The 22,479-nt window shown below is 71.0% G+C and carries 22 protein-coding genes; 7 read left to right on the top strand and 15 right to left on the bottom strand.

Annotation, left to right across the window (positions count from 1 at the left end; all coding sequences use genetic code 11):
* Positions 1–39 precede the first annotated feature (39 nt).
* The 5 genes from ACFWV3_RS02605 to ACFWV3_RS02585 form a co-directional block, all read right to left on the bottom strand.
* Positions 40–474, bottom strand: a complete 435-nt coding sequence (locus ACFWV3_RS02605; protein ID WP_382407418.1) for a hypothetical protein — start codon at positions 472–474, stop codon at positions 40–42.
* A gap of 190 nt (positions 475–664) precedes the next feature.
* A complete protein-coding gene (locus ACFWV3_RS02600) occupies positions 665–4,303 on the bottom strand; it encodes a hypothetical protein (protein WP_382407416.1) in 3,639 nt (1,212 codons plus the stop codon).
* Positions 4,304–4,606: 303 nt separating this feature from the next.
* On the bottom strand, positions 4,607–4,819 hold the full coding sequence (locus ACFWV3_RS02595) for a DUF5703 family protein (protein ID WP_382407414.1): 213 nt from the start codon (positions 4,817–4,819) through the stop codon (positions 4,607–4,609).
* Positions 4,816–5,472 carry a YncE family protein gene (locus tag ACFWV3_RS02590; protein ID WP_382407412.1) on the bottom strand — a complete coding sequence of 219 codons (657 nt, stop codon included), beginning with the start codon at positions 5,470–5,472 and terminating at the stop codon, positions 4,816–4,818. Before ACFWV3_RS02590 ends, ACFWV3_RS02595 begins: the two co-directional genes overlap by 4 nt.
* A 194-nt stretch (positions 5,473–5,666) precedes the next feature.
* Positions 5,667–6,632, bottom strand: coding sequence for an aldo/keto reductase (locus tag ACFWV3_RS02585; protein WP_382407410.1), 966 nt, complete (start codon positions 6,630–6,632; stop codon positions 5,667–5,669).
* Positions 6,633–6,704: 72 nt separating this feature from the next.
* Between ACFWV3_RS02585 and ACFWV3_RS02580 the strand changes: the two genes are divergently transcribed.
* The 3 genes from ACFWV3_RS02580 to ACFWV3_RS02570 are packed head-to-tail and all read left to right on the top strand — an operon-like array spanning position 6,705 to position 9,281.
* Positions 6,705–7,754 (top strand): LLM class F420-dependent oxidoreductase, encoded by a 1,050-nt coding sequence (locus ACFWV3_RS02580; RefSeq protein WP_382407408.1) that lies wholly within the window; start codon positions 6,705–6,707, stop codon positions 7,752–7,754.
* Complete coding sequence (locus ACFWV3_RS02575; protein WP_382407406.1) at positions 7,751–8,578, top strand: undecaprenyl-diphosphate phosphatase; 828 nt, start codon at positions 7,751–7,753, stop codon at positions 8,576–8,578. Before ACFWV3_RS02580 ends, ACFWV3_RS02575 begins: the two co-directional genes overlap by 4 nt.
* A 10-nt stretch (positions 8,579–8,588) precedes the next feature.
* On the top strand, positions 8,589–9,281 hold the full coding sequence (locus ACFWV3_RS02570) for a histidine phosphatase family protein (RefSeq protein ID WP_382407404.1): 693 nt from the start codon (positions 8,589–8,591) through the stop codon (positions 9,279–9,281).
* On the opposite strand, the gene ACFWV3_RS02565 is transcribed toward ACFWV3_RS02570, so the two are convergent.
* Together ACFWV3_RS02565 and ACFWV3_RS02560 are read right to left on the bottom strand one after the other, a co-directional pair.
* Positions 9,253–10,425, bottom strand: a complete 1,173-nt coding sequence (locus tag ACFWV3_RS02565) for an RNA polymerase sigma factor (RefSeq protein ID WP_382407402.1) — start codon at positions 10,423–10,425, stop codon at positions 9,253–9,255. The two genes, ACFWV3_RS02570 and ACFWV3_RS02565, sit on opposite strands and share 29 nt — an antisense overlap.
* Positions 10,422–10,796: a YciI family protein gene (locus ACFWV3_RS02560; protein WP_382407399.1), complete on the bottom strand. Its 375-nt coding sequence runs from the start codon at positions 10,794–10,796 to the stop codon at positions 10,422–10,424. The genes ACFWV3_RS02565 and ACFWV3_RS02560 overlap by 4 nt, the downstream gene beginning before the upstream one ends.
* Positions 10,797–10,906: 110 nt before the next feature.
* On the opposite strand from ACFWV3_RS02560, the gene ACFWV3_RS02555 reads away from it, so the two are divergent.
* Positions 10,907–11,356 carry a YybH family protein gene (locus ACFWV3_RS02555; protein ID WP_382407397.1) on the top strand — a complete coding sequence of 150 codons (450 nt, stop codon included), beginning with the start codon at positions 10,907–10,909 and terminating at the stop codon, positions 11,354–11,356.
* A 105-nt stretch (positions 11,357–11,461) separates the two neighbouring features.
* Here the strand turns inward: ACFWV3_RS02555 and ACFWV3_RS02550 are convergent, their stop codons facing one another.
* The 6 genes from ACFWV3_RS02550 to ACFWV3_RS02525 all read right to left on the bottom strand — a co-directional run bounded on the left by ACFWV3_RS02550 (position 11,462) and on the right by ACFWV3_RS02525 (position 18,614).
* Positions 11,462–12,961: a M4 family metallopeptidase gene (locus ACFWV3_RS02550; RefSeq protein WP_382407395.1), complete on the bottom strand. Its 1,500-nt coding sequence runs from the start codon at positions 12,959–12,961 to the stop codon at positions 11,462–11,464.
* 364 nt (positions 12,962–13,325) lie between these two features.
* Positions 13,326–14,444 carry a site-specific integrase gene (locus ACFWV3_RS02545; RefSeq protein WP_382407393.1) on the bottom strand — a complete coding sequence of 373 codons (1,119 nt, stop codon included), beginning with the start codon at positions 14,442–14,444 and terminating at the stop codon, positions 13,326–13,328.
* Positions 14,441–15,487 (bottom strand): threonine aldolase family protein, encoded by a 1,047-nt coding sequence (locus ACFWV3_RS02540; protein ID WP_382407391.1) that lies wholly within the window; start codon positions 15,485–15,487, stop codon positions 14,441–14,443. The genes ACFWV3_RS02545 and ACFWV3_RS02540 overlap by 4 nt, the downstream gene beginning before the upstream one ends.
* 52 nt (positions 15,488–15,539) lie before the next feature.
* A complete protein-coding gene (locus tag ACFWV3_RS02535) occupies positions 15,540–15,911 on the bottom strand; it encodes a DUF4180 domain-containing protein (RefSeq protein ID WP_382407387.1) in 372 nt (123 codons plus the stop codon).
* A gap of 43 nt (positions 15,912–15,954) precedes the next feature.
* Positions 15,955–17,145, bottom strand: a complete 1,191-nt coding sequence (locus ACFWV3_RS02530; RefSeq protein ID WP_382407385.1) for a cytochrome P450 — start codon at positions 17,143–17,145, stop codon at positions 15,955–15,957.
* 29 nt (positions 17,146–17,174) lie between these two features.
* A complete protein-coding gene (locus tag ACFWV3_RS02525; protein WP_382407383.1) occupies positions 17,175–18,614 on the bottom strand; it encodes a DHA2 family efflux MFS transporter permease subunit in 1,440 nt (479 codons plus the stop codon).
* A 100-nt stretch (positions 18,615–18,714) separates the two neighbouring features.
* Between ACFWV3_RS02525 and ACFWV3_RS02520 the strand changes: the two genes are divergently transcribed.
* The 3 genes from ACFWV3_RS02520 to add all read left to right on the top strand — a co-directional run bounded on the left by ACFWV3_RS02520 (position 18,715) and on the right by add (position 21,325).
* Positions 18,715–19,272, top strand: coding sequence for a TetR/AcrR family transcriptional regulator (locus tag ACFWV3_RS02520; RefSeq protein WP_382407381.1), 558 nt, complete (start codon positions 18,715–18,717; stop codon positions 19,270–19,272).
* Positions 19,273–19,417: 145 nt separating this feature from the next.
* Positions 19,418–20,140, top strand: coding sequence for an alpha/beta hydrolase (locus tag ACFWV3_RS02515; protein WP_382407379.1), 723 nt, complete (start codon positions 19,418–19,420; stop codon positions 20,138–20,140).
* Positions 20,141–20,350: 210 nt separating this feature from the next.
* On the top strand, positions 20,351–21,325 hold the full coding sequence (gene add / locus ACFWV3_RS02510; protein ID WP_382407377.1) for an adenosine deaminase: 975 nt from the start codon (positions 20,351–20,353) through the stop codon (positions 21,323–21,325).
* Here the strand turns inward: add and ACFWV3_RS02505 are convergent.
* Positions 21,292–21,642 (bottom strand): hypothetical protein, encoded by a 351-nt coding sequence (locus tag ACFWV3_RS02505; RefSeq protein WP_382407375.1) that lies wholly within the window; start codon positions 21,640–21,642, stop codon positions 21,292–21,294. The two genes, add and ACFWV3_RS02505, sit on opposite strands and share 34 nt — an antisense overlap.
* A 47-nt stretch (positions 21,643–21,689) precedes the next feature.
* Positions 21,690–22,250: a DUF4240 domain-containing protein gene (locus ACFWV3_RS02500; RefSeq protein WP_382407373.1), complete on the bottom strand. Its 561-nt coding sequence runs from the start codon at positions 22,248–22,250 to the stop codon at positions 21,690–21,692.
* Positions 22,251–22,479: the final 229 nt, after the last annotated feature.

Raw genomic sequence — 22,479 nt, 5'->3', positions numbered from 1 at the left:
CGCTCGCGGGGAGCGGCCCGATGTCGTGGTTCCTGGAGGTCAGACGTTCGAGCGGCGTCGGCCGGGTGGCCGGCCGAACAGGCGGACGTGCTCGTCCACCAGCCAGTCCTTGAGCGGCGCCCACTCCGGGTGGTGGTTGAGCACCAGGAGGCGGTGCATCCACCAGTTCGGGTCGTCGTGGCGGGGGAACGCGGCGAGCCAGGCGGCCCGCTGCTCCTCCGTGAGGCCCCACAGGTGGGCGAGCTGCCCTTGGGCGTCCGTGTCGAGCTGGGCGGTGATCCGGCCGTTCTCGGTCTGGTACTCCGCGCGCAGGTCGCGCAACACGGCGACAGCGCGTTCGTCGTCCTCGTCGGCGGTGACCACCACGGTGTGCAGGCCCTGCGACGCGGCTTCCGTCAGCAGGGCGCGGGTTGACTCCTCGTCGTGCGGCAGTGCGCTGTGAGCGACCCCGACTTCGTGCGGCACGAGCTCCATGACACGGAATCTGATCACATGGTCCAACCACTTCGGTGTATTTTATTGCTTCAGTGTTGACTGAAGAGTCACCTTCCGTCGGCTGGTCATGCCCGTTGACCGCACGTTGTAGTGCGACGCCCCGAGGCCGACACCGCACAACGTTCCCGCACTAGGAATGCGGTGCAGGCCGGAGAGGGGAGTGAAGTGGTCAGCAGAGGGGCCTCGGATCGACACCGGGGAAGTAGTGGTCCCAATGACGAGTGGGCAGGTGCGCCGTCGTAGTGGCGCACACCCGCGCCGCGGTCGCCTCGACGTCGAGGTCCCACACGCGGACGGTCCGGTCGGCACCGGCCGTCGCGAGGGTGCGGTTGTCCGGGGCGAACGCGACGCCCCACACCCGTTCCGCGTGACCGTGCAGCACTGCCCGCAGCTGGGGGTTGCGGGGATCGCGCACGTCCCACACGCGGACGGCGTCGTCGGTCGTGCCGGCGGCGACGAGGGTGCCGTCGGGGGAGATGGCGAGCCGTTGCAGGGGGCCGCCGTCGTTGGGCAGGGAGCCGAGCTTGCGCGGCTGTGCGGGGTCGCTGATGTCGTACAGCGCGCCGCTCGCTCCCTGGTTCGCGAACGCCATCAGGTCGCCGTGGAGGACGACGGTGAAGACCTCCTCGCGGCCGGCCTGGCCACCGCGGCGGATGGGGTCGGGGTTGTCGTCGGTCTTCAACGCCGGCAGGGCCCTGGGCCTGGCCGGGTCGCTGACGTCCCACAGGTGGAGCTCACGGCTGCCGTTGGCGATGACGAGCGTGCGGTCGTCGTCGGACAGTTCGACCTGCCACACCGTGGCGGTGCGGGGGACCGCGAACCCGCCGGTCTTCACGGGAGCGGCCGGGTCGGTGACGTTCCAGAGCTCGACCACGCCGTTCTCGTCGGCTGCGGCGAGCGTCCTGCCGTCGTGGCTGAAGGTGGCGGCGACGATCGGGGCGGCGAACGTGATCGCCCTGGTCAGCTCCCGTGGCGTCGCGGGGTCGCTGACGTCCCACAGCGCGGCGGCGGAGGAGGACGAGCTGAACAGGACGTCGCCGGCCGGGCTGATGTCGACGGTCTGGCCCTCGTCACCCGGTGCGAGCGCGGGCAGGGTGGAGATCTCCCGCGCGTGCCGGTCGTCCGGGCGCCACAGCTTCACGGCGCCGTCAGAGGAGACGGTCGCGAAGTACCGCCCGCGCTTGTCGTAGTCGAGCTTCCACACCGTCTGCTCGTGCTGCGGGTGGGCGAGGTTGCCGATGTCGAACACCCGCACCTCGGGGTCGCTGGTGGCCGTGACCATCCAGCGCGAGTCGGCGCTGAAGACCAGTGACGTCGCGGCGTCGGTGTGCCCGCTCAGCTCCGAGGCGAGCCGGACGTGGCGGGGGTCGCGCACGTCCCACAGGCGGTTGGTCCGGTCACCGCCGCCGCTGACGAGGAACCGGCCGTCGGGGGAGAAGGTCACCGCGTGGACCGAGAACGTGTGCCCGGACGCCAGGCCGAGCAGCGCGGGGGAGCGGGGGTCCCCGACGTCCCACAGCTTGACCTCGCCGTTGTCGGCGCCGGTGGCGACCGTGCGGCCGTCGGGCGAGAGGTCGACGCCGTCCACGGCCGTGCCCTCGGGAGCGGGACGGATGGTGGAGAGCAGGGCTCCGGTCGCGAGCTCCCAGAGCTTGACCGTGCCATCCCACGAGGCGGAGACGATCCGGGACCCGTCCGCGTCGAGCGCGATGCCGTGCACGTTGTCGTCGTGGGCCTTTATCGTGCGCACGAGGGTGGCGGGGCCGGAGACGTCCCAGACCCGGATCGTCCTGTCCTCGCCGCTGCTCACGAGCGACCTGCCGTCCGGCGTGAACCGCACGGCCTGGACCTGGCCCTGGTGGCCGCTGACACGGGCCTTCTCGACGGGCCTGCGCGGGTCGGACAGGTCGAAGAGGCGGACGAACCCGTCCCAGCCAGCCGCCGCGACGGTCTTGCCGTCCGGGCTGAACGCGAGGCCGTGGGTGGCGTCGTCGCCCACGCGCACGCGGCCGAGCTCGACGGGGTGGTGGGGATCGGTGAAGTCGCGGACGATCAGCATCCGGTCGTCTCCGGCGGTGACGAGGAGCTTGGTGTCCGGGCTGAACACGGCGTACGACGCCGGTTCGTCGTGGCCGCCGACGATGGTGACCTGCGGTGCGGAGAAGGTGCTGAGCAGGCTGTCGCGGGCGGCGGGGATGCCGGTGAGGCGGTAGGCGGCCAGACGCAGCCGGCTCGCCAGGCCGGGGTCGCGTTCCTGGAGTTCGCCGGCCTGGGCGACGGCTTTCTGGGCGAGCGCGATGGTGCGTTGCTCGGTGCTCTGTCGTTGGGCGCGCACGGCGAACACGGTGGACGCGGTAGCGATGAGCAGCAACGCCGCAAGCAGGGCGACCACGCGGCGCAGGGTGGTGGTGCGGCGCTTCTCGGAGGCGAGATCGTGCTCGGCGGCGGTCTGGCTGGCGTCGAGGAACGCCTTCTCCTCGGCGTTGAGAGCCTCGGGTTCGCGCTGGGCCCAGTCGGTCGCCTGGGAGAGGGGCACGCCGCGGTGGAGCGAGCCGGGGTCGCAGCCGTGCGCCTCCCAGTCGGCGGCCGCGGCGGTGAGCCTGCGGTGCACGCGCAGGTCGTCGCGGGCCTCGGCGAGCCAGTCCCGCAGTCGCGGCCAGCTGCGGACGACGGCCTCGTGGCTGATCTCGACGCGGCCGTCGTGCACCGTCAGGATGCGCGCTGCGGCGAGGTGCTCGACGACGTCGTCCGCCGCGAGCTCAGACCGCTTGACCAGGCGTTTGGTGTCCTCGATGCCGTCACCGGGGGTGACCAAGCGGAGGAGGACCTGGCGGGCACGGGCCCGTTGGTGCTCGTCGAGGCTCGTGTAGGCGTTCTCGGCGGTGTTGGCGATGGCGCGGGCGATGCCGCCGCTCTCGTGGTAGCTGGTGAGCGTGAGGGTGTTGCCGCGCTTGCGGCGCCAGGTCTCGAGCAGCGCGTGGCTGACGTGGGGGAGCACGCCGGGCTCGCCGGTGGCGTCGGCGACGAGCCGGGCGACCAGGCCGGTCTCCAGGGCGCACCCGACCTCGACGGCGGGCTGGGTGATGGCTCTGCGCAGCTCGTCGGTGGTCATCGGGCCGACCAGCACCTGGGCGTCCTCGACGGCGCTGACCAGGCCGGGGTGACGGGCGCAGTGGCCGTAGAAGTCGGCGCGCAGCCCGATGACCGTCTTGTGCTCGCGGCGGGTGAGCGCGGCGATGAACTCGTCGCGGTGGGGGAGGGCGAAGACCTCCTCGAACTGGTCGACGACGAGCAGGCCGTCCGCGGCGGGGAGGCCGGCGGTGCCCGGGGTGATCAACGTGCCCTGCTCGTGGGCCAGCAAACCCGCGCGCAGCAGTGACGACTTGCCCGACCCGGACGCGCCGATGACGAGCACCGTGTCGTGCTCGGCGAGCTTGGCCCGCAGCTTGCCGAGGAGGAGTTCCCGGCCGAAGAAGCGGCCGGCGTCGTGCTCGGTGAACGCTCGGAGGCCGATGTAGGGGGAGTCCGGCAGGGGCTCGGTCGTCTGGTTCTCGCCCACGCTGCGCCAGCGCCGTTCCCACAGCTCCTCGTCGCCGCCGCAGGCCCGGACGAACGCGAGCGTCACGGCGAGGCTGGGGAGGCGGTCGCCGCGGGCGGCGTCGGCGAGGGTGCTGGCGGAGTAGTGGCTGAGCCTGCCGAGCTCGCGGTAGCCGGGGGAGCCGGCCTTCTCGCGGAGCTTGCGGAGGTCGAAGGCGAACTGCTGGACGGGCCCGGCGAACGGGTCGAGCGGCTTCTCCGGGCGAGGCATGGCCAAGATTCTTTCAGGTCACGTTCGCTTATAAATCTCTATTGCTTCAGTGTTGACTGAAGTAAGAGATTACTCTGCGCTCACGTTCATCGAACACTCACAACGTCTCGAAAACACAGGAACGCAGGCCACGGCGGTCAGTGGCGACGGCCGGCGAAAGCGACGCGGCCAGGTGCTAGCGGTCTGTGAACGCGCGCCGGGCTGTGATGGAGAGCTCGGCGCCGCCGGAAGCGGTCACGCGCCAATAGGCGGCGGCCCCGGTCGAGCGGGGCTTTCCGGCGGACTTCGGCGCGGGGCCGGTGGTCAGGTGATGAGGCCCGGCACGAGGTCGGGCTGGCGCTTGCGGCGCAGCCAGACCTTGCGGGAGCCGTCGCCGTAGAGCAGCGTGCGGGACAGCTCCCAGCCCGCGAACTCGGCGTGGATGGCCAGCTGCGTGGTCGCGGTGCGGCGGGAGATGCCCGGTGGCAGGCGCAGCGGCCGGTACTCCCAGTCCCCGTCGATCACCCCTTCGGTCATGGCGAGATCACCTGTACCCCTCCGTTGTCGCCGGACGTGACCGTGACACGTCCGGTCTCCTGGTCGACGCTGACGGTGTTGGGCTGGCGCACGGTCGGGAACCGGTGCTTCTCGGTCGGTTCGCCGCCGGCGACGTCGAGCCCGACGACCTCGTTGCGCTCGGTGAGCGTGATCCACGCGATGTCGCGCTTGGCGTCGTAGGCGATGCCGTACGGGCTGCCGGGGACGGGGTAGCGCTGCCGCATGATCAGCGGGTTGATCGAGAAGGCGAGGAACTCGCCGCCGCGGGTGTCGACGACGAGCAGGCGCCCGTAGCGGTCGGGGACGGCGTTGGTGGCGCCGTCGCCCGCGCGCAGGCCGGTGCCCCTGACCTCGGTGCCCTTGTCGTCCTTGGTCATCTCGAAGACGGCGCTGCGGAGCCGGTCGAGCTCGACGTCGCGGCCGTTGACCTGGAACTTCCGCGTGGTGTCGCCCTCGGTGAAGCCGCCGCCGGGCGTGACGGCGCCGGCGGGGGTGCCGTTCTGGGCGGGGGAGAGGGCGGGCTTGGCGGCCTCGAGGGTCTCCGCGACCTGCAACGGGTCCTGGGAGCTCTCGCTCTGTCCGCACGCTGCCAGGGCGGCGGTGGTCAAGAGCAGAGCGGCGAGCCGGCGCAAGATCGGGTCCTCCTGTGGAACGGAACTGAACTTCCAGCATCCACCACGTTCGGCCGGAGGTCACGCAAGGGGTGGGGTGAAACTCCTCGCCGTCCCAGGCCAGTAATCTCTATTGCTTCAGTGTTGACTGAAAATACTACTCGCAGATGTCACGTCCACAGTCACGCAGAGGCCAAAAGCAAAGCTCAGACGGATCAGGGCATCGGGCGTTCGGGGTAGGCGAGCTCGATGGCGCTGACGTCGTCGAGCGCGGCCCGGATGGCCGGGGGCAGGGTGAGCTGCTCGGCTTCGAGCGAGGCGATGAGCTGGTTGGTGTCGCGGGCGCCGACGACGGGGGCGACGACTCCGGAGCGGTCGCGGACCCAGGCGAGGGCGACGCACAGCGGTGAGGTGCCGAGGCCGTCCGCGGCGGTGGCGACGGCCTGGACGATGCGGGCGGCGCGGTCGTTGCGGTGTTGTTCGACGTAGCCGGCGAAGTGGGCGGAGGCGCCGCGGGAGTCGGCGGGGGTGCCGTTGCGGTATTTGCCGGTGAGCACGCCGCGGCCGAGGGGGGCCCACGGGAGGAGGCCGAGTCCGTGGTGGAGGGCGGCGGGGAGGACTTCGCGTTCGATGCCGCGTTCGAGCAGGGAGTACTCGACCTGGGTGGAGATGAGGGGGTGGGTGGTGGGGGTCATGGCGGCGGTGGCGAGTTGCCAGCCGCTGTAGTTGGAGATGCCGGCGTAGCGGACTTTGCCGGTGTTGATGGCGTGGTCGAGGGCGGAGAGGGTTTCGTCGAGGGGGACGTTGGTGTCCCAGGCGTGGAGTTGCCAGAGGTCGACGTGGTCGACGCCGAGGCGGCGCAGTGAGCCGTCGAGGGCGGTGAGGAGGGCGCCGCGGGAGGCGCCGCCGCCGAAGGGGCCTTCGGTGCGGCGGGCGACGGCTTTGGTGGCGATGACGAGCTCGTCGCGGGGGACGATCTCGCCGAGGAGGGTGCCGAGGATGCGTTCGGCTTCTCCGTCGGTGTAGACGTCGGCGGTGTCGACGAGGGTGCCGCCGGCGTCGGCGAAGGCCATGAGCTGGGTGGCGGCCTCGTCCGAGTCGGTGTCCTGGCCCCACGTCATCGTGCCCAGTGCTGTCCTGGAGACGCGGAGGCCGCTGCGGCCGAGGTATCGCTGTTGCACGTGCGCGATGCTAAGGGGTGATCATCGTGTGAGCCTGGCAATCGGTGTTACTGACCGGTAGGGTCTCGCTGCGTGAAGCTCGGACTGAACCTCGGATACTGGGGCGCCGGCAACGACGCCGCGAACCTCGAACTGGCCAAGGAGGCCGACCGGCTCGGCTTTTCGGTGGTGTGGGCCGCGGAGGCCTACGGTTCCGATGCGCCGACGGTGCTCGCGTGGGTGGCCGCGCAGACCGAACGCATCGACGTCGGTAGCGCGATCTTCCAGATCCCGGCGCGGACGCCGGCGATGGCGGCGATGACGGCGGCCACTTTGGACACGTTGTCGGGTGGCCGGTTCCGGATGGGGCTGGGTGTGTCGGGGCCGCAGGTGTCGGAGGGCTGGCACGGTGTGCGGTTCGACAAGCCGTTGGCGCGGACGCGTGAGTACGTGGAGATCGTGAAGAAGGCTCTCACGCGGGAGAAGCTGCGGTTCGAGGGTGAGCACTACACGCTGCCGTTGCCGGATGGTCCTGGCAAGGCGTTGCAGCTGACGGTGCATCCGGTGCGGGAGCAGATCCCGATCTACCTGGCGGCGGTGGGTCCGAAGAACCTGGAGCTGACGGGGGAGATCGCGGACGGGTGGCTGGCGATCTTCTTCTCGCCGGAGTTCTCGGCGGAGTCGCTGGCCAGCGTGAGGGCGGGCCGGGAGAAGGCCGGCAAGTCGATGGACGGGTTCGACGTCGTTCCGACGGTGCCGTTGATCGTGGGGGACGACTGGAAGGCGTGTGCGGATCCGGTGCGGGCGTACACGGCGTTGTACGTGGGCGGCATGGGGTCGCGGAAGCAGAACTTCTACAACAACCTGATGGTGCGGATGGGTTTCCCGGCTGAGGCGGAGGAGATTCAGGAGAAGTACCTGGCGCGGGACTACGGCGGGGCGATGGCGGCGATTCCGCTGGAGTTCCTGGACGCGACGGCGTTGCTGGGGCCGAAGGAGCGCATAGCAGACAAGATGAAGGCGCTTGCCGCGGCGGGGGTCACCACGCTGTCCGTTTCGCCGATGCTGCAAGATCTGGAGCAGGGGATCGCGGGCCTTCGCACCGCGGCCGAGGCTCTGGATCTGGCAGGAGTGGGTAGTTGAGCTGGTTGCAGGCTCTGGTCCTCGGACTGGTCCAAGGACTGACGGAATTCCTGCCGATTTCCAGCAGTGCGCACCTGCGCATCACGTCGACGCTGTTCTTCGGCAACGACGCGGGCGCTTCGTTCACCGCGGTGATCCAGCTGGGTACCGAGGTGGCGGTGCTGATCTACTTCGCCAAGGACATCGGGCGCTTCATCAGCGCCTGGTTCCGCGGCTTGGTCAACGCCGAGGCGCGCAAGGAGAAGGACTACCGGCTCGCCTGGTACGTGATCATCGGTTCTGTGCCGATCTCGGTTCTCGGGTACCTGTTGAAGGACGAGATCCGGACGTCGGCGCGGAACCTGTGGATCACGGCGACGATGCTGGTGGTGTTCGGTCTGCTGCTGGGTTTGGCGGACCACCTGGCGAAGCAGCAGCGGGACGAGCTGCGGATGAAGGACGCGATCGGGATGGGGCTGGCGCAGGCGCTGGCGTTGATCCCGGGTGTGTCGCGGTCTGGCGGGACGTTGACGGCGGGTCTGTTCCTGGGGCTGACTCGGGAGGCGGCGGCGCGGTACTCGTTCCTGCTGGCGATTCCGGCGGTGTTCGGGGCGGGGTTGTTCTCGATTCCGGACGTGCTGGAGCGTTCGGGTGAGGGTGTGCAGGCGTCGGTTCCGCAGATGATCGTGGCGACGCTGATCTCGTTCGTCGTCGGCTATGCGACGATCGCGTGGTTGTTGAAGTACGTGTCGAAGCATTCGTACTCGGCGTTCGTGTGGTACCGGTTGATGCTGGGTCTGGTGCTGATGGGGCTGCTGTCGATGGGGTTGCTGCAGCCGATCTAAGGTGGACGTCGTGGCCACTGTGATCCTGCTCCGACATGCTCGTTCGACTGCCAACGGTTCCGGTGTGCTGGCCGGGAGATCGTCGGGTGTGGGGTTGGACGAGCGGGGGCGGAAGCAGGCCGCGGCTCTGGTGGGCCGGTTGACGGACGTTCCGGTCGCTGCTGTCGTGTCGTCTCCTCTGCAGCGTTGCGAGGAGACGCTGGCGCCTCTGCTGGGGGAGCGGTCGCTGGAGGCGGTGACGGAGCCGGACCTGTCCGAAGTGGATTACGGGGCGTGGACCGGCAAGGCGTTGAAGGACCTGCTGGGTGAGCCGTTGTGGACGGTGGTGCAGCAGCACCCGTCGGCGGCGGTGTTCCCGGAGGGTGAGGGTCTGGCGCAGGTGCAGGCGCGTGCCGTCGCGGCGGTGCGTGCGCATGATGCGCGGATCAGCGAGGAGCACGGTCCTGGTGCGGTGTGGGTGTTGTGCTCGCACGGTGACGTGATCAAGTCGATCTTGGCGGATGCGCTGGGTGTGCATCTGGACGGGTTCCAGCGGATCGTGGTGGATCCGTGTTCGATCTCGGTGGTGCAGTACACGCAGACGCGGCCGTTCGTGTTGCGGGTGAACGACAACGGTGGGGATCTGGCGGGTGTGGTGCCGAAGGCGCCGCCGCAGGAGGAGCCGTCGTCGGACGCTACCGTGGGTGGCGCGACCGGGTCGTGAGGTAGCGCTGTTCGGGGACGCTGAGCGTTCGTTTGGCGGCTTTGTCGTATTCTTCGCGGGCTTTGTCGTGTTCTCCCCGCAGGTCCAGGAGATGGGCGCGGACGGCGTGGACGCGGTGGTGGTCGAGGTCCAGTGTGGACAGTTCGTCGAGGGCTTGGTCTGGGCCGTGGACCATGGCGACGGCGACGACGCGGTTGAGTGAGACCATTGGGCCGGGTGCGGTGACGGTGAGCAGGTCGTAGAGGCCGAGGATCTCGTGCCAGTCGGTGTCCTGCGCGGTTTTGGCTTCGGCGTGGACGGCGGCGATGGCGGCCTGCAGCTGGTAGGGGCCGATCTGCGCGGTGGTGAGGGCTTGCCGGACGAGTTCGGTGCCTTCGTCGATGGCGTGGTGGTCCCATTTCGCGCGGTCCTGCTCGGCGAGGGGGATGAGGGCGCCGTGGGGGTCGGTGCGGGCGGGGCGGCGTGCGTCGGTGAGCAGCATGAGCGCGAGCAGTCCGGTGAGTTCGCCGTCGTCGCGGCGTTTGTGCAGCTGGCGGGTGAGTCTGATGGCTTCGGCGGTGAGGTCGACGCGGACGAGGTTGTCGCCGGAGCTGGCGGTGGAGCCTTCGGTGAAGATCAGGTAGAGGACGTGCAGGACCGCGGTGAGGTCTTTCGGCGAGCGGAACTTCGCGCCGGACTGCTTGATCTTCTGCTTGGCGCGGCTGATGCGTTGCGCGACCGTCGCTTCGGGGACGAGGAACGCACGGGCGATCTCGGCGGTGGTGAGGCCGCCGACGGCGCGGAGGGTGAGTGCGATCTGGGAGGCGGTGGTGAGGCTGTCGTGGCAGCACATCGAGAGGATCGTGAGCGTGTCGTCCTGCGCGGGCGCGGGGTCGACGGGTGGGGTGAGTGCGACGACCTTCTCCTCGCGTTGACGGCGGGCGAGGTCGGAGCGGTACTGCTCGATCCACCGGCGGCTGGCGGCGGTGATGAGCCAGCCCTTCGGGTTGTCCGGCACGCCTTCGGCCGGCCATTGGCGGGAGGCGGCGAGCAGGGCTTCCTGCACGGCGTCCTCGCAGACGTCGAACTGGCCGTGGCGGCGCACGAGGACGCCGAGGACCTGCGGCGCGAGGTCGCGCAGCAGGCCGTCGAGCGGTGTGGTCACAGGTCGTCCAGCATGGCGGAGTCCCAGACAGGCCGGACCTCGATGCCGTCGTTGTGGGCGTCGGGCAGGGTGGCGGCGTGGGCGATGACCTGGTCGATGGTGTCGGCTTCGACGAGGTAGAAGCCGGCGAGGTACTCCTTGGCCTCGGCGAAGGGTCCGTCGGTGACGACGACCTCGCCGTTTCTGATGCTGATGCCCTTGCCGGTCTCTGGGCCGGGCAGTCCTTCGCTGACGACGAGCTCGCCGGAGGCGCGGAGTTTGTCGGACAGGTCGTAGTGGTCCTGGCCGAACTTGCGCTGCTGCTCTTCGGTGAGCTTGTCCCAGGCGGCCCGGGACTTGGGGTTGCTGTAGATGAGGATCAGGTACTTCACTTCCGGCCTCCTGCTGGCGCTGGCTCGGCGGAAAATCTTCTCACCGCCATGTCGAGGCCGCCGGTTCCGTCTCGACACCGGTGTGTCAGTCAGTTCCGAGGAGGTTTTCGATGACTCACACGCTGGTGCAGGACGAGACCGCGATCCGCGCGTTGTTCGCCGAGTACGAGGAGGGCATGCGGCTGCGGTCGCCGGAGCGGGTGGTGGCGCTGCTGGCGGAGGACGCGGTGACGTGCACGCTGGCGCCGCCGCTGCGCAACGCCGGGCCCGCCGCTCGGGACGCGGAGGCGTTGGCGGGGTGGATGGCGGGGTTCGAGGGGCCGATCACGCTGGAGCACCGGGACCTGGAGGTGGCGGTGTCGGGTGACGTGGCGTTCGTGCACGGGCTGGCGCGGCTGGCGGCGGTGCCGGTCGGGTACCCGCAGGGGTTCTCGATGTGGCTGCGCACGACGGTCGGGTTGCGGCGGCGGGATGGGCGGTGGGTGGTGGTGCACGAGCACCAGTCGGTGCCGTTTCACATGGACGGGTCGTTCCTGGCGGCGACCGACCTGGAGCCCTGAGGGACATCGGGCCTCGACGCCTGCGCCTGTGCGGTCGTTGAACACGCCGGGGCCCGGACCGTGCAGGGGGTGCGGTCCGGGCCCCGATCGCCTTCGTGGCGGGTGCTACTTGACGTTCACCGCGGCCCAGGCGCGGTTGACCGCCGCGTACTCGGCCGAGGAGGCGCCGTAGAGGTCGCTCGCGGCGGCGAGGGTGCCGGTGCGGGCGGCGGCGTACTTGGTGCTGGAGGTGAACTTGGTGGTCAGGGCTCGGTACCAGATCTTCTCGGCCTTGGCGCGGCCGATGCCGGTGACGGACTGGCCGTCGGCGGTGGGGGAGTCGTAGGCGACGCCGTTGATGGTCTTGGCGCCACTGCCTTCGGAGAGCAGGTAGAAGAAGTGGTTGGCGATGCCGCTGGAGTAGTGGACGTCGACGCTGCCGGCGCTGCTGGACCAGTAGTCGAGGCTCTTGCCGTCCTTGGAGGGCTTGTCCATGTAGCGCAGGGGCTTGCCGTCGCCGCGGATGTTGATCTTCTCGCCGATGAGGTAGTCGCCGACGTCGGTGGTGTTGGCGGCGTAGAACTCGGTGGTGGAGCCGAAGATGTCGCTGGTGGCCTCGTTGAGGCCGCCGGACTCGCCGGAGTAGACGAGGTTCGCGGTGGCGGAGGTGACGCCGTGGCTCATCTCGTGGGCGGCGACGTCGATCGAGGTCAGCGGGTTCTGGTTCTGGGCGCCGTCGCCGTAGGTCATGCAGAAGCAGGAGTCGGACCAGAAGGCGTTGCTGTAGTTGGTGCCGTAGTGGACCTTGCTCAGGGCGCCCTGGCCGTTGTTCTTGATGCCGTTGCGGCCGTGGACGTTCTTGTAGTAGTCCCAGGTCTTGGCGGCGCCGAAGGCGGCGTCGACGCCGGCGGTGGCCTTGTCGGTGTAGGTGCCGTTGCCCCACTTGTTGTCGGCGTCGGTGAACAGGGTGCCGGTGCCGGAGCCGTTGTTGAGGTTGTTGACGGCCTGGTTGCCGCGGGCGGGGTCCTTGAGCTGGTAGGTGGACCCGGACTGGGTGGTGTTGAGGGCGACGGTGCCGGTGTAGGTGGATTGGCCGGTGCCTTCGACGTGGTGGATGTCGTCGTAGGTCAGCAGCGTCTCGCCGGTGCGGACGTCGGTGAAGGTGTGCAGCTCGGACGGGGTCTGGTCGTCCTTGACGCTGTGCGTGACGGTTTCGCGGGCCAGCACGGGCGCGTGGTCGAGGGCGAACACGACGAGCGTGCCGTTCTCGGCGGACGTGGCGGCGGGTGCGGTGGTGTCGAGGCCCGCGAGGGTGGCCTCGGACGCCTTGGTGACGCCGGTGACCTGGCCGGCCTTCTGGGTGACGACGAGGTCGCCGCCGATGACCTTGAGGCCGTTGAGGGTGCGGTCGAACCGCAGGTGCGCGGTGCCGTCGGCGTCGCGGACGACGTCGCGGGGGACGAGCTGTTCGCCGCCGGACAGGCCGAGGGCGGTGGAGATCGTCCCCGCCTGCTCGGCTGCCGCGTGCAGCGCGTCGGGTGCGGCGTTGGCTCCCATGGTCGCCGTGGCGGTGAGGGCCGCCGCGGACATCAGGGCGGTGGTGACGCCCAGGGTCGTGCGCTTCATGAACGCTCCTGTTCCGGTGCAGGGAGTGATCGCTCCGGCGTTACAGGGGTGCCGGGCGGTCACCGTGGAACAGCCCGGCCGGTGTTTCGATGACCGGGCGTGGCGATCGTATTGCTCTGAGTGCATGCGACCAGCCGGTCCCAGGATGCGAGATCGGTTCACGAATGTGGCTGCACCGCTGGTCAGGGTGTCGGGTTTTGTCCGAATGGCGGGACAAACATGCAGCTCAACAAGCATGGAAACGAGACGGAAACGTCCGGTGACGAATCCGCCCGACGGCCTAGCGCGCTGCTCCGTCCGGCGCGGCTCGACCGGAGGGGATCTTGTTTACGGTCAACTCCCGAACTGAGAGCCCGGTCACAGTTCACAGGCCCAGACGGGTGACCGCGTTGTCCTCGAGCGGGTTGGCGGTGCGGATGTAGCGGTGCACCGTGCGCGGGTTGGTCCACCGGCCCTGGCGCATGATCTCCCGGTCGCTCGCCCCGCCCAGCGCCGCCTGCGTCGCGAACCCCGCCCGCAGCGAGTGCCCGCCGAACAACGCAGGGTCCAGGCCCGCCTTGAGCGCGTACCGCTTCACCAGCTCCGCCACCGCGCGCCCCGACATCGCCCTGCCGCCCACGCCGCCGTGCCGGTTGATCACCGGGAACACCGCGCCGGTGCGGGTGGAGCGGTCGAAGCCGTGGCAGCGGTGCAGGCCGCTCTCGGTGATCTCGCGGCCGTCGAGCACGTCGGACCAGTCCGCGAACGCGCACACCGGGCACGTCGGACGGCGGCTGCCGCGCGGCAGCACCACCGACTGCTGGTGGCGGCCCGTCTGGTCGGTCTTGGTCGTGCCGAGCCGCACCAGCAGCAACGGCTCGTGCGTGCGCGGGTCCACGTCCACCGACACGTCCTCGAACTCGATCGCCGCGAGCTCGCTGCGCCGCAACGCCCCCGCGAACCCCACCAGCAGCAGCAACGCGTCGCGTGCCCTGGCCGGTCCGTCCGCGGGACGTTCGGCCAGCAGTGCCTCGAGGGTGTCGAGCAGCACGGGGCGTTTGCGGCGGGGCTGCGACTTGCGGGTGCGGCGGATACCGCGCAACGTCAGGCGCACCACGTCGCTGCGCGTCGGGCTCGGCAGCCCGTTCGCCGCGTGCGCCGCCGCGATCGCCGCCGACTTGCGTTCCAGCGTCGACGCCCCGAACGCCGGCGACCCGTCCGGCTTCACCGTGTCCGCCGCCGCGGCCAGGTACACCGCCACGTCCAGCGGATCGGCCGGCAGCGCCTGCCGGCCCTCTGCCTGACACCAGCCCGCCCACGCGATCCAGTCCGACCGGTACGCGCGCACCGTGTTCGGCGACTGGGCGCTGCGCAGGTAGGACGACAGCGACGCCGCCTGCTCGTCGTCGAACCGCTCGCGCACCCTGGCGAGCGCGTCGACGTCGATCAGCACCGAGTGCGACACCCTGACCAGCGCGTGCTGAACGGGTTCGGGCAGGCTCACACCCGCGATGGTAGTCCTTTGATCAACTCCACGACCTCGTCCGGCGTGAACTCCAGGCCGCTGATCCCCACGCTCACCTCGAAGCTGCACCGGCGCGGGTCCGGGTTCGACCGGGCGTACAGGAACAGCCGGATGCCGGTCTCCTCCTCCAGGTTCCGTGCGGCGCGTTGCGCGTCCTCCCGCGACAGTGGCAGGTGGACGTGGAACAGGGGAGTGGCCGGCACGTCCGGGGTCGTGTGCGCGAACCCGTCGGCGTTGACCGCCGCGGCGATGCGCCGGGCGTGGTCCCGGAACTCCGGCATCCGCGGCAGGTTCACGTCCATGCCCATCAACGCGGCCGCCGCCAGGGGCCACGCGTCCACGACCGCCCCGCCCAGCCGGCGCCGCCACACCGCGGCCTGCGCGATCGTCTCGTCGTCGCCCGCGAGCACCGCGCCCCGCACCCCTTCGAGTGCCTTGTAGAGCGACACGTACACCGTGTCGAACAACGCCGAGATCTCCGCCAGCGTCGCGTCGTAACCGGTCTGCGCCTCCCACAACCGCGCCCCGTCGCAGTGCACGGCCGCCCCCGACTCGCGCGCCCACTTCGCCTGTGCCGCCAGGTCCTCGAACGAGGGCAGCAGGCCGCCGATGTCGCGTTGCGGCAGCTCGATCACCACTGCCGCGAGCGGCTCACCGGCGGCCCGCAGGTCGTCGAGGGTCATCAGCGCGTTGCGGTCGCCCACCGGGTGCAGCCGCAGTCCGTGCACCGCGCTGTAGCCCTGGTTCTCCCACACCTGCAGGTGCGTCTGCGGATGTGCCGCGAACGTGCGGCGCCCGGTGCGTTCGGCGTGCACCCGCAGCGCCACCTGCTGGGCCATCGTCCCCGACGGGAAGAACAACGCCCGCGGCTTGCCCAGCAGGCCGGCGACGCGGTCCTCCAGCTCCCGCACCGGGTCCTGCGGTGCCGTGTCCGGCGTGACGTAGGCGCTCAGCCGGCGCAGCACCTCGTGCGGCGACCGGCGCGGGCCGCTGTGGTGCGACAGGGAACGACGGATCTGCATGCCCCGACCCTAGCTATTGCCAGTGATATGCAACAGGGCCGGTCTTGCGTGGTCAGGCGGCCGCCGCGAGCCGGGCGTCGAGCTCGGCCTCGTCCGCCACGAACCACAGTTGCCGGCCCCGGTTCGACTCGCGGACGAAGTCCCGCAGTGCCGTGCTCGCCGCCACCTGCTCGGCGATGTCGCCGACCACCACGAGCCGGAACCCGTACTGCTGGAACTTCTGCACGACCGCGCCCGCGACCTTCGTGCGCAGCACCAGGAAGTCCTGCGACAACCTGGCCAGCGGCAGCACCAGCCACCCCACGTCCTGACCCCACAACGTCCCGATCAGGTCCACCGCGGACTGCTCGTCCACGATCGGGGGACCGTCCGGGGCGCACATCAGCACCGTCGCGCCGTGGCGCGTCTGCACAACATCGACCATGGCACCGCAACCTACTGACGGCCCCGCCGCGCCGCGATCGCGTTTATGCCGTCCCCTCCCACGTCACGGGCACCTCGTGGATGCCGTAGATCAGCACGTCGTCCTTGTAGGACAGCTCCTCGGCCGGCGCGGCCAGCCGCAGTGACGGGATCCGCCGCGCCAGCGTGTCGAAGACGACCTGCAGCTCCATCCGCGCGAGGTTCTGCCCGAGGCACTGGTGGATGCCGAACCCGAAGGCGACGTGGTTTCGGGCACCCCGGTCGAGCCGGATCTCGTCCGCGTCCTCGAACGCGGCCGGGTCGTGGTTGGCGGCGTTGCTCAACGCCAGCACCGGCTCACCCGCCCGGATCGTCACGCCGCCGATCTCCACGTCCTCGACAGCCACGCGGGCGTTCGCGAACTCGGCGATCGTGTAGACCCGCAGCAGCTCCTCGACCGCGAGCGGGGTGCGCGACGGGTCCTCCCGCAGCGCCGCCAGCTCCCGCGGGTGCCCCAGCAGCGTCACCACGCCCAGCGAGATCATGTTCGCGGTCGTCTCGTGCCCGGCGACCAGCAGCAGGAACGCCAGCGACAGCACGTCCTCGGGGTCGTTGCCCTGCGCGAGCTGACGGCTCAGCAGGTCCTCTGCCGGTGCGGCGGCCTTCGCGGCGATCAGGTCCGCGAGGTAGTCGCGCAGCTCCTTGAGCGCCGTCCTCTTCGTCTCGGCGGTGAGGGAGCGGCTGAGCAGGGACCCGCTGCGCGACTGGAAGAAGTCGTGGTCGGCGTAGGGGACACCGAGCTGCTCGCAGATCACCAGCGACGGCACCGGCAGCGACAGCGCCTGCACGAGGTCGACCGGCCGCGGGCCCGCGAGCATCGCGTCGATCCGCTCGTCGACGATCTCCTGCACGCGCGGGCGCAACGCGGCGATGCGCCGCACCGTGAACTCGCCCAGCACGGCCCGGCGGGCGGGACCGTGCTCGGGCGGGTCCAGCTGGATCATCGACCGGCGGAACAGGTCGAACGTCGGCCGCTCGCGGGTGAACCGCGGGAAGTCCGGGTGGCGGCGGTCGGAGCTGAACCGCGCGTCCGTGAGCATCGACCGGACGTGCTCCAGCCGGCTCAACGCCCACGCGACCTGGCCACTGGGCAACGTGACCTGGGCGATCCCGGAGCCGGTGTCGCGGATGCGGGTCTGCTCCTGCGGCGGCACGTACGGGCAACGACGGGTGGTCTGCAACTCGGGTGCGGTCATCGACGAGGCCTCCATCATTCGAGAGTGGATCACGCGGACTGCGGCCGCCGATCAGCGACAGGCGCCGCCAGGTGCGCGCCGGCGCGCACCGCGGCCGCCTCGGCCCAGCGGCTGGTGGACACGACCCCGAGCGCGAGCGCGACCAGCCCGCAGCTCCCGAGCAGCACCCACGGGGCACCGCCCGAGCCGACGAACCCGGCGCCCGCCACCAGCGCACCGGTGACGGCGACACCGATCGAGGCGCCGAACTGACGGCCGCTGGCCGCCAGCGCCCCCGCGACACCGACCTGGTCGGGCGGCAGCCCGGAGACCGCGGTCTGGGAGATCGGCGGCGAGACCATCCCCGCGCCCAGTCCGAACACCGCGTACGCGGCCAGCAGGTACGCCACCCCGGTCTGCGCGGACAGCGGAACGAGCAGGAGCCCGCCCGCGGCGAGCAGCGCGCCACCCGCCACGAGCGGCACGCGCGCGCCCCTGGCGGCGAGCAGCCGGCCCGACAGCGTGGCCGCCCCCGCCTGGGCCAGCGCCAGCGGGACGATCATCAGCCCTGCCCGCAGCGGGCTGAGGTGCCGCACCTGCTGCAGGTAGAGCGTGGTCAGGAACAGGAACCCGCCCAGCGCCGCCGCCATCAGCACCGCGATCGCGTTCGCGGCGGCGAACGGCGGGCTGCGGAAGAACCACAGGTCGATCACCGGCTCGGCGCGCCGCGGCGCCACCACGAGCAACCCGGCCAATGCCAGCACGGCGAGCACGACCAGCCCGGCGACCCACGGGTCCGTCCAGCCGCGGTGCGGACCCTCGATCGTCGCCGCGACCACCGACGCGAACAGCACCACGACCAGCGCCTGACCGGCCGGGTCGAACGCCCGCGCCCGCACCGCCCTCGACTCCGGCACGAACCGGCGGGTCAGCAGCACCGCGGCGATCCCGATCGGCACGTTGACCCAGAACACCGACCGCCAGCCCACCCCGCCGACCAGCAGACCGCCCAGCACGGGCCCCGCCGCGATCGTGACCCCGATGACCGAGCTCCACACCCCGAGCGCCCGCGCCCGTTGCGCGCGGTCGGTGAACACGCCCACGATGATCGACATCGCGACCGGGTTGAGCATCGACCCGCCCACCGCCTGCAGCCCGCGGAACGCGACCAGCCACCCCACCCCCGGCGCCAGCCCGCACAGCAGCGACCCCACCGAGAACAGCACCAGCCCGAGCTGGAACACCCGGCGCCGGCCGAAGCGGTCCGCCATCGACCCCGACAGCACCAGCAGGCACGCCATCACCAGCGAGTAGGCGTCGACCGTCCACTGCAGACCGCTCACCGAGGCGTGCAGCTCCCCGGCGATCGACGGCAGCGCCACGTTCACGATCGACAGGTCGACACCGGTCACCCCCACGCTCAGACAACAGATCGCCAGCACCAGCCGACGGCGAACAGGACGCGCGGAAACAGCGTTCGGAGTGCTCATTCGCAGATCCCCGACCAGGTTCGATAGAGTCCCCGACGAAAACGGAGAGGGTGCCCGGAAATATATGGACACCCTCCCCACTTACGCAAGGGGCACCCGCATGACCGACCAGCCACCCGCCAGGAGAGCCGACGCGGCCCGCAACCGGCAGCGCATCCTCGACGCCGCGCGCGCCGCCTTCGCCGACCTCGGCCCCGAGACGTCCATGGCCGAGGTCGCCCGCAGGTCCGGCGTCGGCTCGGCCACCCTCTACCGCAACTTCGCGACCCGCCACGAGCTCCTCGAAGCCCTGCTCGTCGACGAGGTCGACGAGGTCTGCGCCGCCGCCTCGACCGTCGAGGGCGACACCCCCGCCGACCGGCTCACGACCTGGCTGCGCCGGTTCTTCCGGTACGTCACCACCAAACGGCCCGTCGTCCTCGGCCTGCTCGAGCACACCGACCGGACCGACCCCGTCTTCCAGAGCCGCGGCCGCATGGTCGCCGCCGGCCGGCCCCTGCTCGCCGCCGCCCAGGACGCGCACCAGATCGCCGACGACCTCGACCTCGACCAGATCCTCGACCTCGTCATGGCCATCGCCAAGATCACCGGAACCCCGCAGTACCGGCAGCCGATCCTCGACGCCGCCCTCGCCGGACTGCGCCGGGAGCCTTGCTAAGATCACCCGCACGCGATCGACCGGAGGAGGTGAGACCCATCAACGCGGTGAACACCGATGGGCGCTCCTCCACCCGCACGGCCTGACGCCTTCAGCGCGCGTCGCCACGGGAGCGCTCCAGCAGCCACCCGAAAGGCGAACGACCATGCGCTACACCAGCACCACCACGACGTCCGACGGCATCACCGAACGCGACTTCGACCACGACGGCGTCCCCGGCGTCCTCTGGACCCCCGCCGGCGACCCCACCGGCCTCGTGCTCAGCGCCCACGGCGGCGGCCAGCACAAACGAGCCCTCGGCAGCACCGCCCGCGCCCACCACTGCGCCGCCGCCGGACTCGCCGTCGTCACCCTCGACGCACCCGGCCACGGTGACCGCCCCCGCACCCCCGAGGACGAGCACTACGCCACCGAGATCCGCGCCCGCCTCACCACCGGACGCGACGCCACCGCGGTCGTCGCCGAGTACAACGCCCTGCAAGCCGCCCGCGCCATCCCCGAATGGCGCTCCGTCCTCGACACGCTCGTAGAGCCGCTCGGGGGTGCCACCGGCAGTGACGTCGGCTTCTGGGGCGTGTCCATGGGCAGCGCGCTCGGCATCCCGCTCGCCGCCGCCGAACCCCGCATCCGCACCGCCGTGTTCGGGCTGGTCGGCGCCACCGACGCGCTGACGCTGGCCGCTACGACGATCACCGCCTCGGTGCGGTTCCTGCTGCAGTGGGACGACCAGCTCGTCCCGCGCGACGCCGGACTCGCGCTGTTCGACGCGTTCGCCGGACCGCGGAAGTCCTTGCACGCCAACCCCGGCGGACACGGCGAAGTGCCCGCGCACGAGCTCGACGACGCGGTCCGGTTCCTCGCCGGGTGACACGGCCGGGTAGCGCGGCCGGAACCGGTTGACGGGCAAGGCAGGCGAGGGCGGGCAGTCAACGGCGGGGAGGGCAACCCGTTCCTGCCCGGCCTTCCCTGCGCTGACCTTCCCTGCCGGCCCTCACCGCGCGGACCGCTCGGCCGCGCGGCCTCACCGGCGGCTAAATGCCGGGCGTCCGGCGGGTGGGCCTGGGTAGCGTCGCGTCCCATGCGTGATCTTGCGGCGTTGCCCAAAGCCCACCTGCACGTGCACCTGGAGAGCACGGTGCGCGCGGACACCCTCGCCGAGCTCGCCGACCACCACGGGGTCGACGTGCGGGCGCGGACCGGGCCGTTCGACGACTTCGCGAAGTTCGCCGAGCACAACGGACTCGTGCGGGACTGCCTGCGGCGAGCGGAGGACTTCCACCGCGTCGCGTACGAGTTCTGCGCCGAGGAAGCAGCGCAGGGGACCCGCTACGCCGAGGTGACGTTCACCGCGGCAGCGCACGGGGAACGGCTCTCGGATCCGGACATGCCGCTCGAGGCGGTGTTGTCCGGGCTCGCCGCAGGACAGGCCGCCCACGGCATCGAATGCCGTGTGATCGTGGACCACCCTCGCAAGAGGTCGGTCGAACGCTTCGAGGCCTCGCTCCGGCTGGCCCTCGCGCACCCACAGGTGGTCGCGATCGGGATGGCCGGAGCGGAGAACCACCCGCTGACCCCGTTCGCCGCCGTGTTCCGGGCCGCGCGCGAAGCCGGCGTCGGGCTCGTGCACCACGCGGGGGAGTGCTGCGGGCCGGACAGCGTCGCCCAAGCCGTCACCGTCGGGCTCGCCGACCGGATCGGGCACGGGTTCCGCGCCCTCGACGACCCGGAAGTCGTCGCACTGCTGCGTGACCGCGCCACGCCCCTCGAAGCCTGTCCGTCGTCCAACGTCGCGTTGGGACTGGTCGAATCCGTCTCCTCCCACCCGGTGCCACACCTGCTCGCCGCCGGGCTGACCGTCACGCTCAGCACCGACATCCCCGCCACCACCGGCACCACGCTCACCGACGAGTACCGGCTGCTGCGCGACGAGCTCGGCTTCGACGACGACACCCTGGCCGCCCTCGCGACCAACGCCGTCGACGCCTCCTTCGCCCCCGCCGCCACGAAAACGGCGCTGCGTCAGGACATCGCCACCTGGCGCGCCGGCTCGTAGCACACCAGCCCGTGCCGCTGCGCCAGCAACGCCACCAGATCCAGCACCCGGCGCTGCCCCGGCCACACCACGTGCACGATCACCGCGTCCGTGCCCACCGTCAGCGCCTCGTCCCACGACACCGGCGACGACGGATCCGGTGACGTCCGGCGTAACTCCCGCACGAACGCCGCCACCGACGGCTCGAACGCCCCCAACGGCGAGGACCGCAGCTCCGCGTACCGGGCCGCCGCCTCCGGCAGCGACGCCGGACCAGGAGCCCGCCACACCACCACGTCCACCGGAACGTCGACCTCGGCACTCACTGCGGCACTCACCGGAGCACCTGCCGCGGCATCCACCGGAACCTCCACCGGGACGTCCATCACGCCACCTTTCCGAACAACGCGCCCAGCTTCGGCACCCGCGCGGAGATCTCCGCCGGGTCCGCGAAGTCGAACTGCTCACCCTCCGGATCCGGAGACGCCAGCAGCTCCAGCCCCCGCTCGGCCAGCACCGCCTCCAGATCACCGTCGAACGCCTCGTCCGCCACGTAGTCGAGGCCCTCCCAGTCCGGCCAGTCGTCATCGGCCCACGCGTGCACACCACCGCGCGAAGCCAGCACCCGGACGTGCGGCAGCCCGGCCAGCGCGTCCGGCGACGCCGCCACCGCCTCGAACACCGCCCGCCCCTGCCCGACCAGCCACGCCTGGAAGTAGAAGAACCCGTCGTCCGAGCACAGCCCGCCGCAGATCAGGTCCGCCGCCTGCCAGTGCTCCCACGTGTCGACCCGGCGTCGCACCTCGTCGAGCCGCACCGCGAACTCCACCACCTCACCGGGCGGCAGCGCGGCCAGAGCGGCCGTCAGCCACTCCAGCCGTTCGTCCTGGCCGGAGGTCTCCGCAGCGGAGGACTCCACCAGGCCCCAGAACGCGTTCAGGTCCATGCCGAGAACGCTAGCGAGGGGGTCTGACAATTTTGGACGCACCGGCATCGCCGCAGCTCAGAGCAGGCGCGGGAGCGGCGATCGCGGGAAAGGCGGGCGTCACCGGGGACCGGAGAGCGCGAGCTGTGGAAGGGAGGCCGGCCAAGGCAGGCGGCGGAACGCGACGAGAACTCCCGCGGCCGAGAACCACCATCGCCCGGCCGGCCAGCCGCCAGGCCACCCCACCTGT

Origin of the sequence: Lentzea sp. NPDC059081, assembly GCF_042738015.1 — a bacterium.
Classification (GTDB): Bacteria; Actinomycetota; Actinomycetes; order Mycobacteriales; family Pseudonocardiaceae; genus Lentzea.
This window is presented reverse-complemented; position numbering and strand designations above follow the sequence as displayed.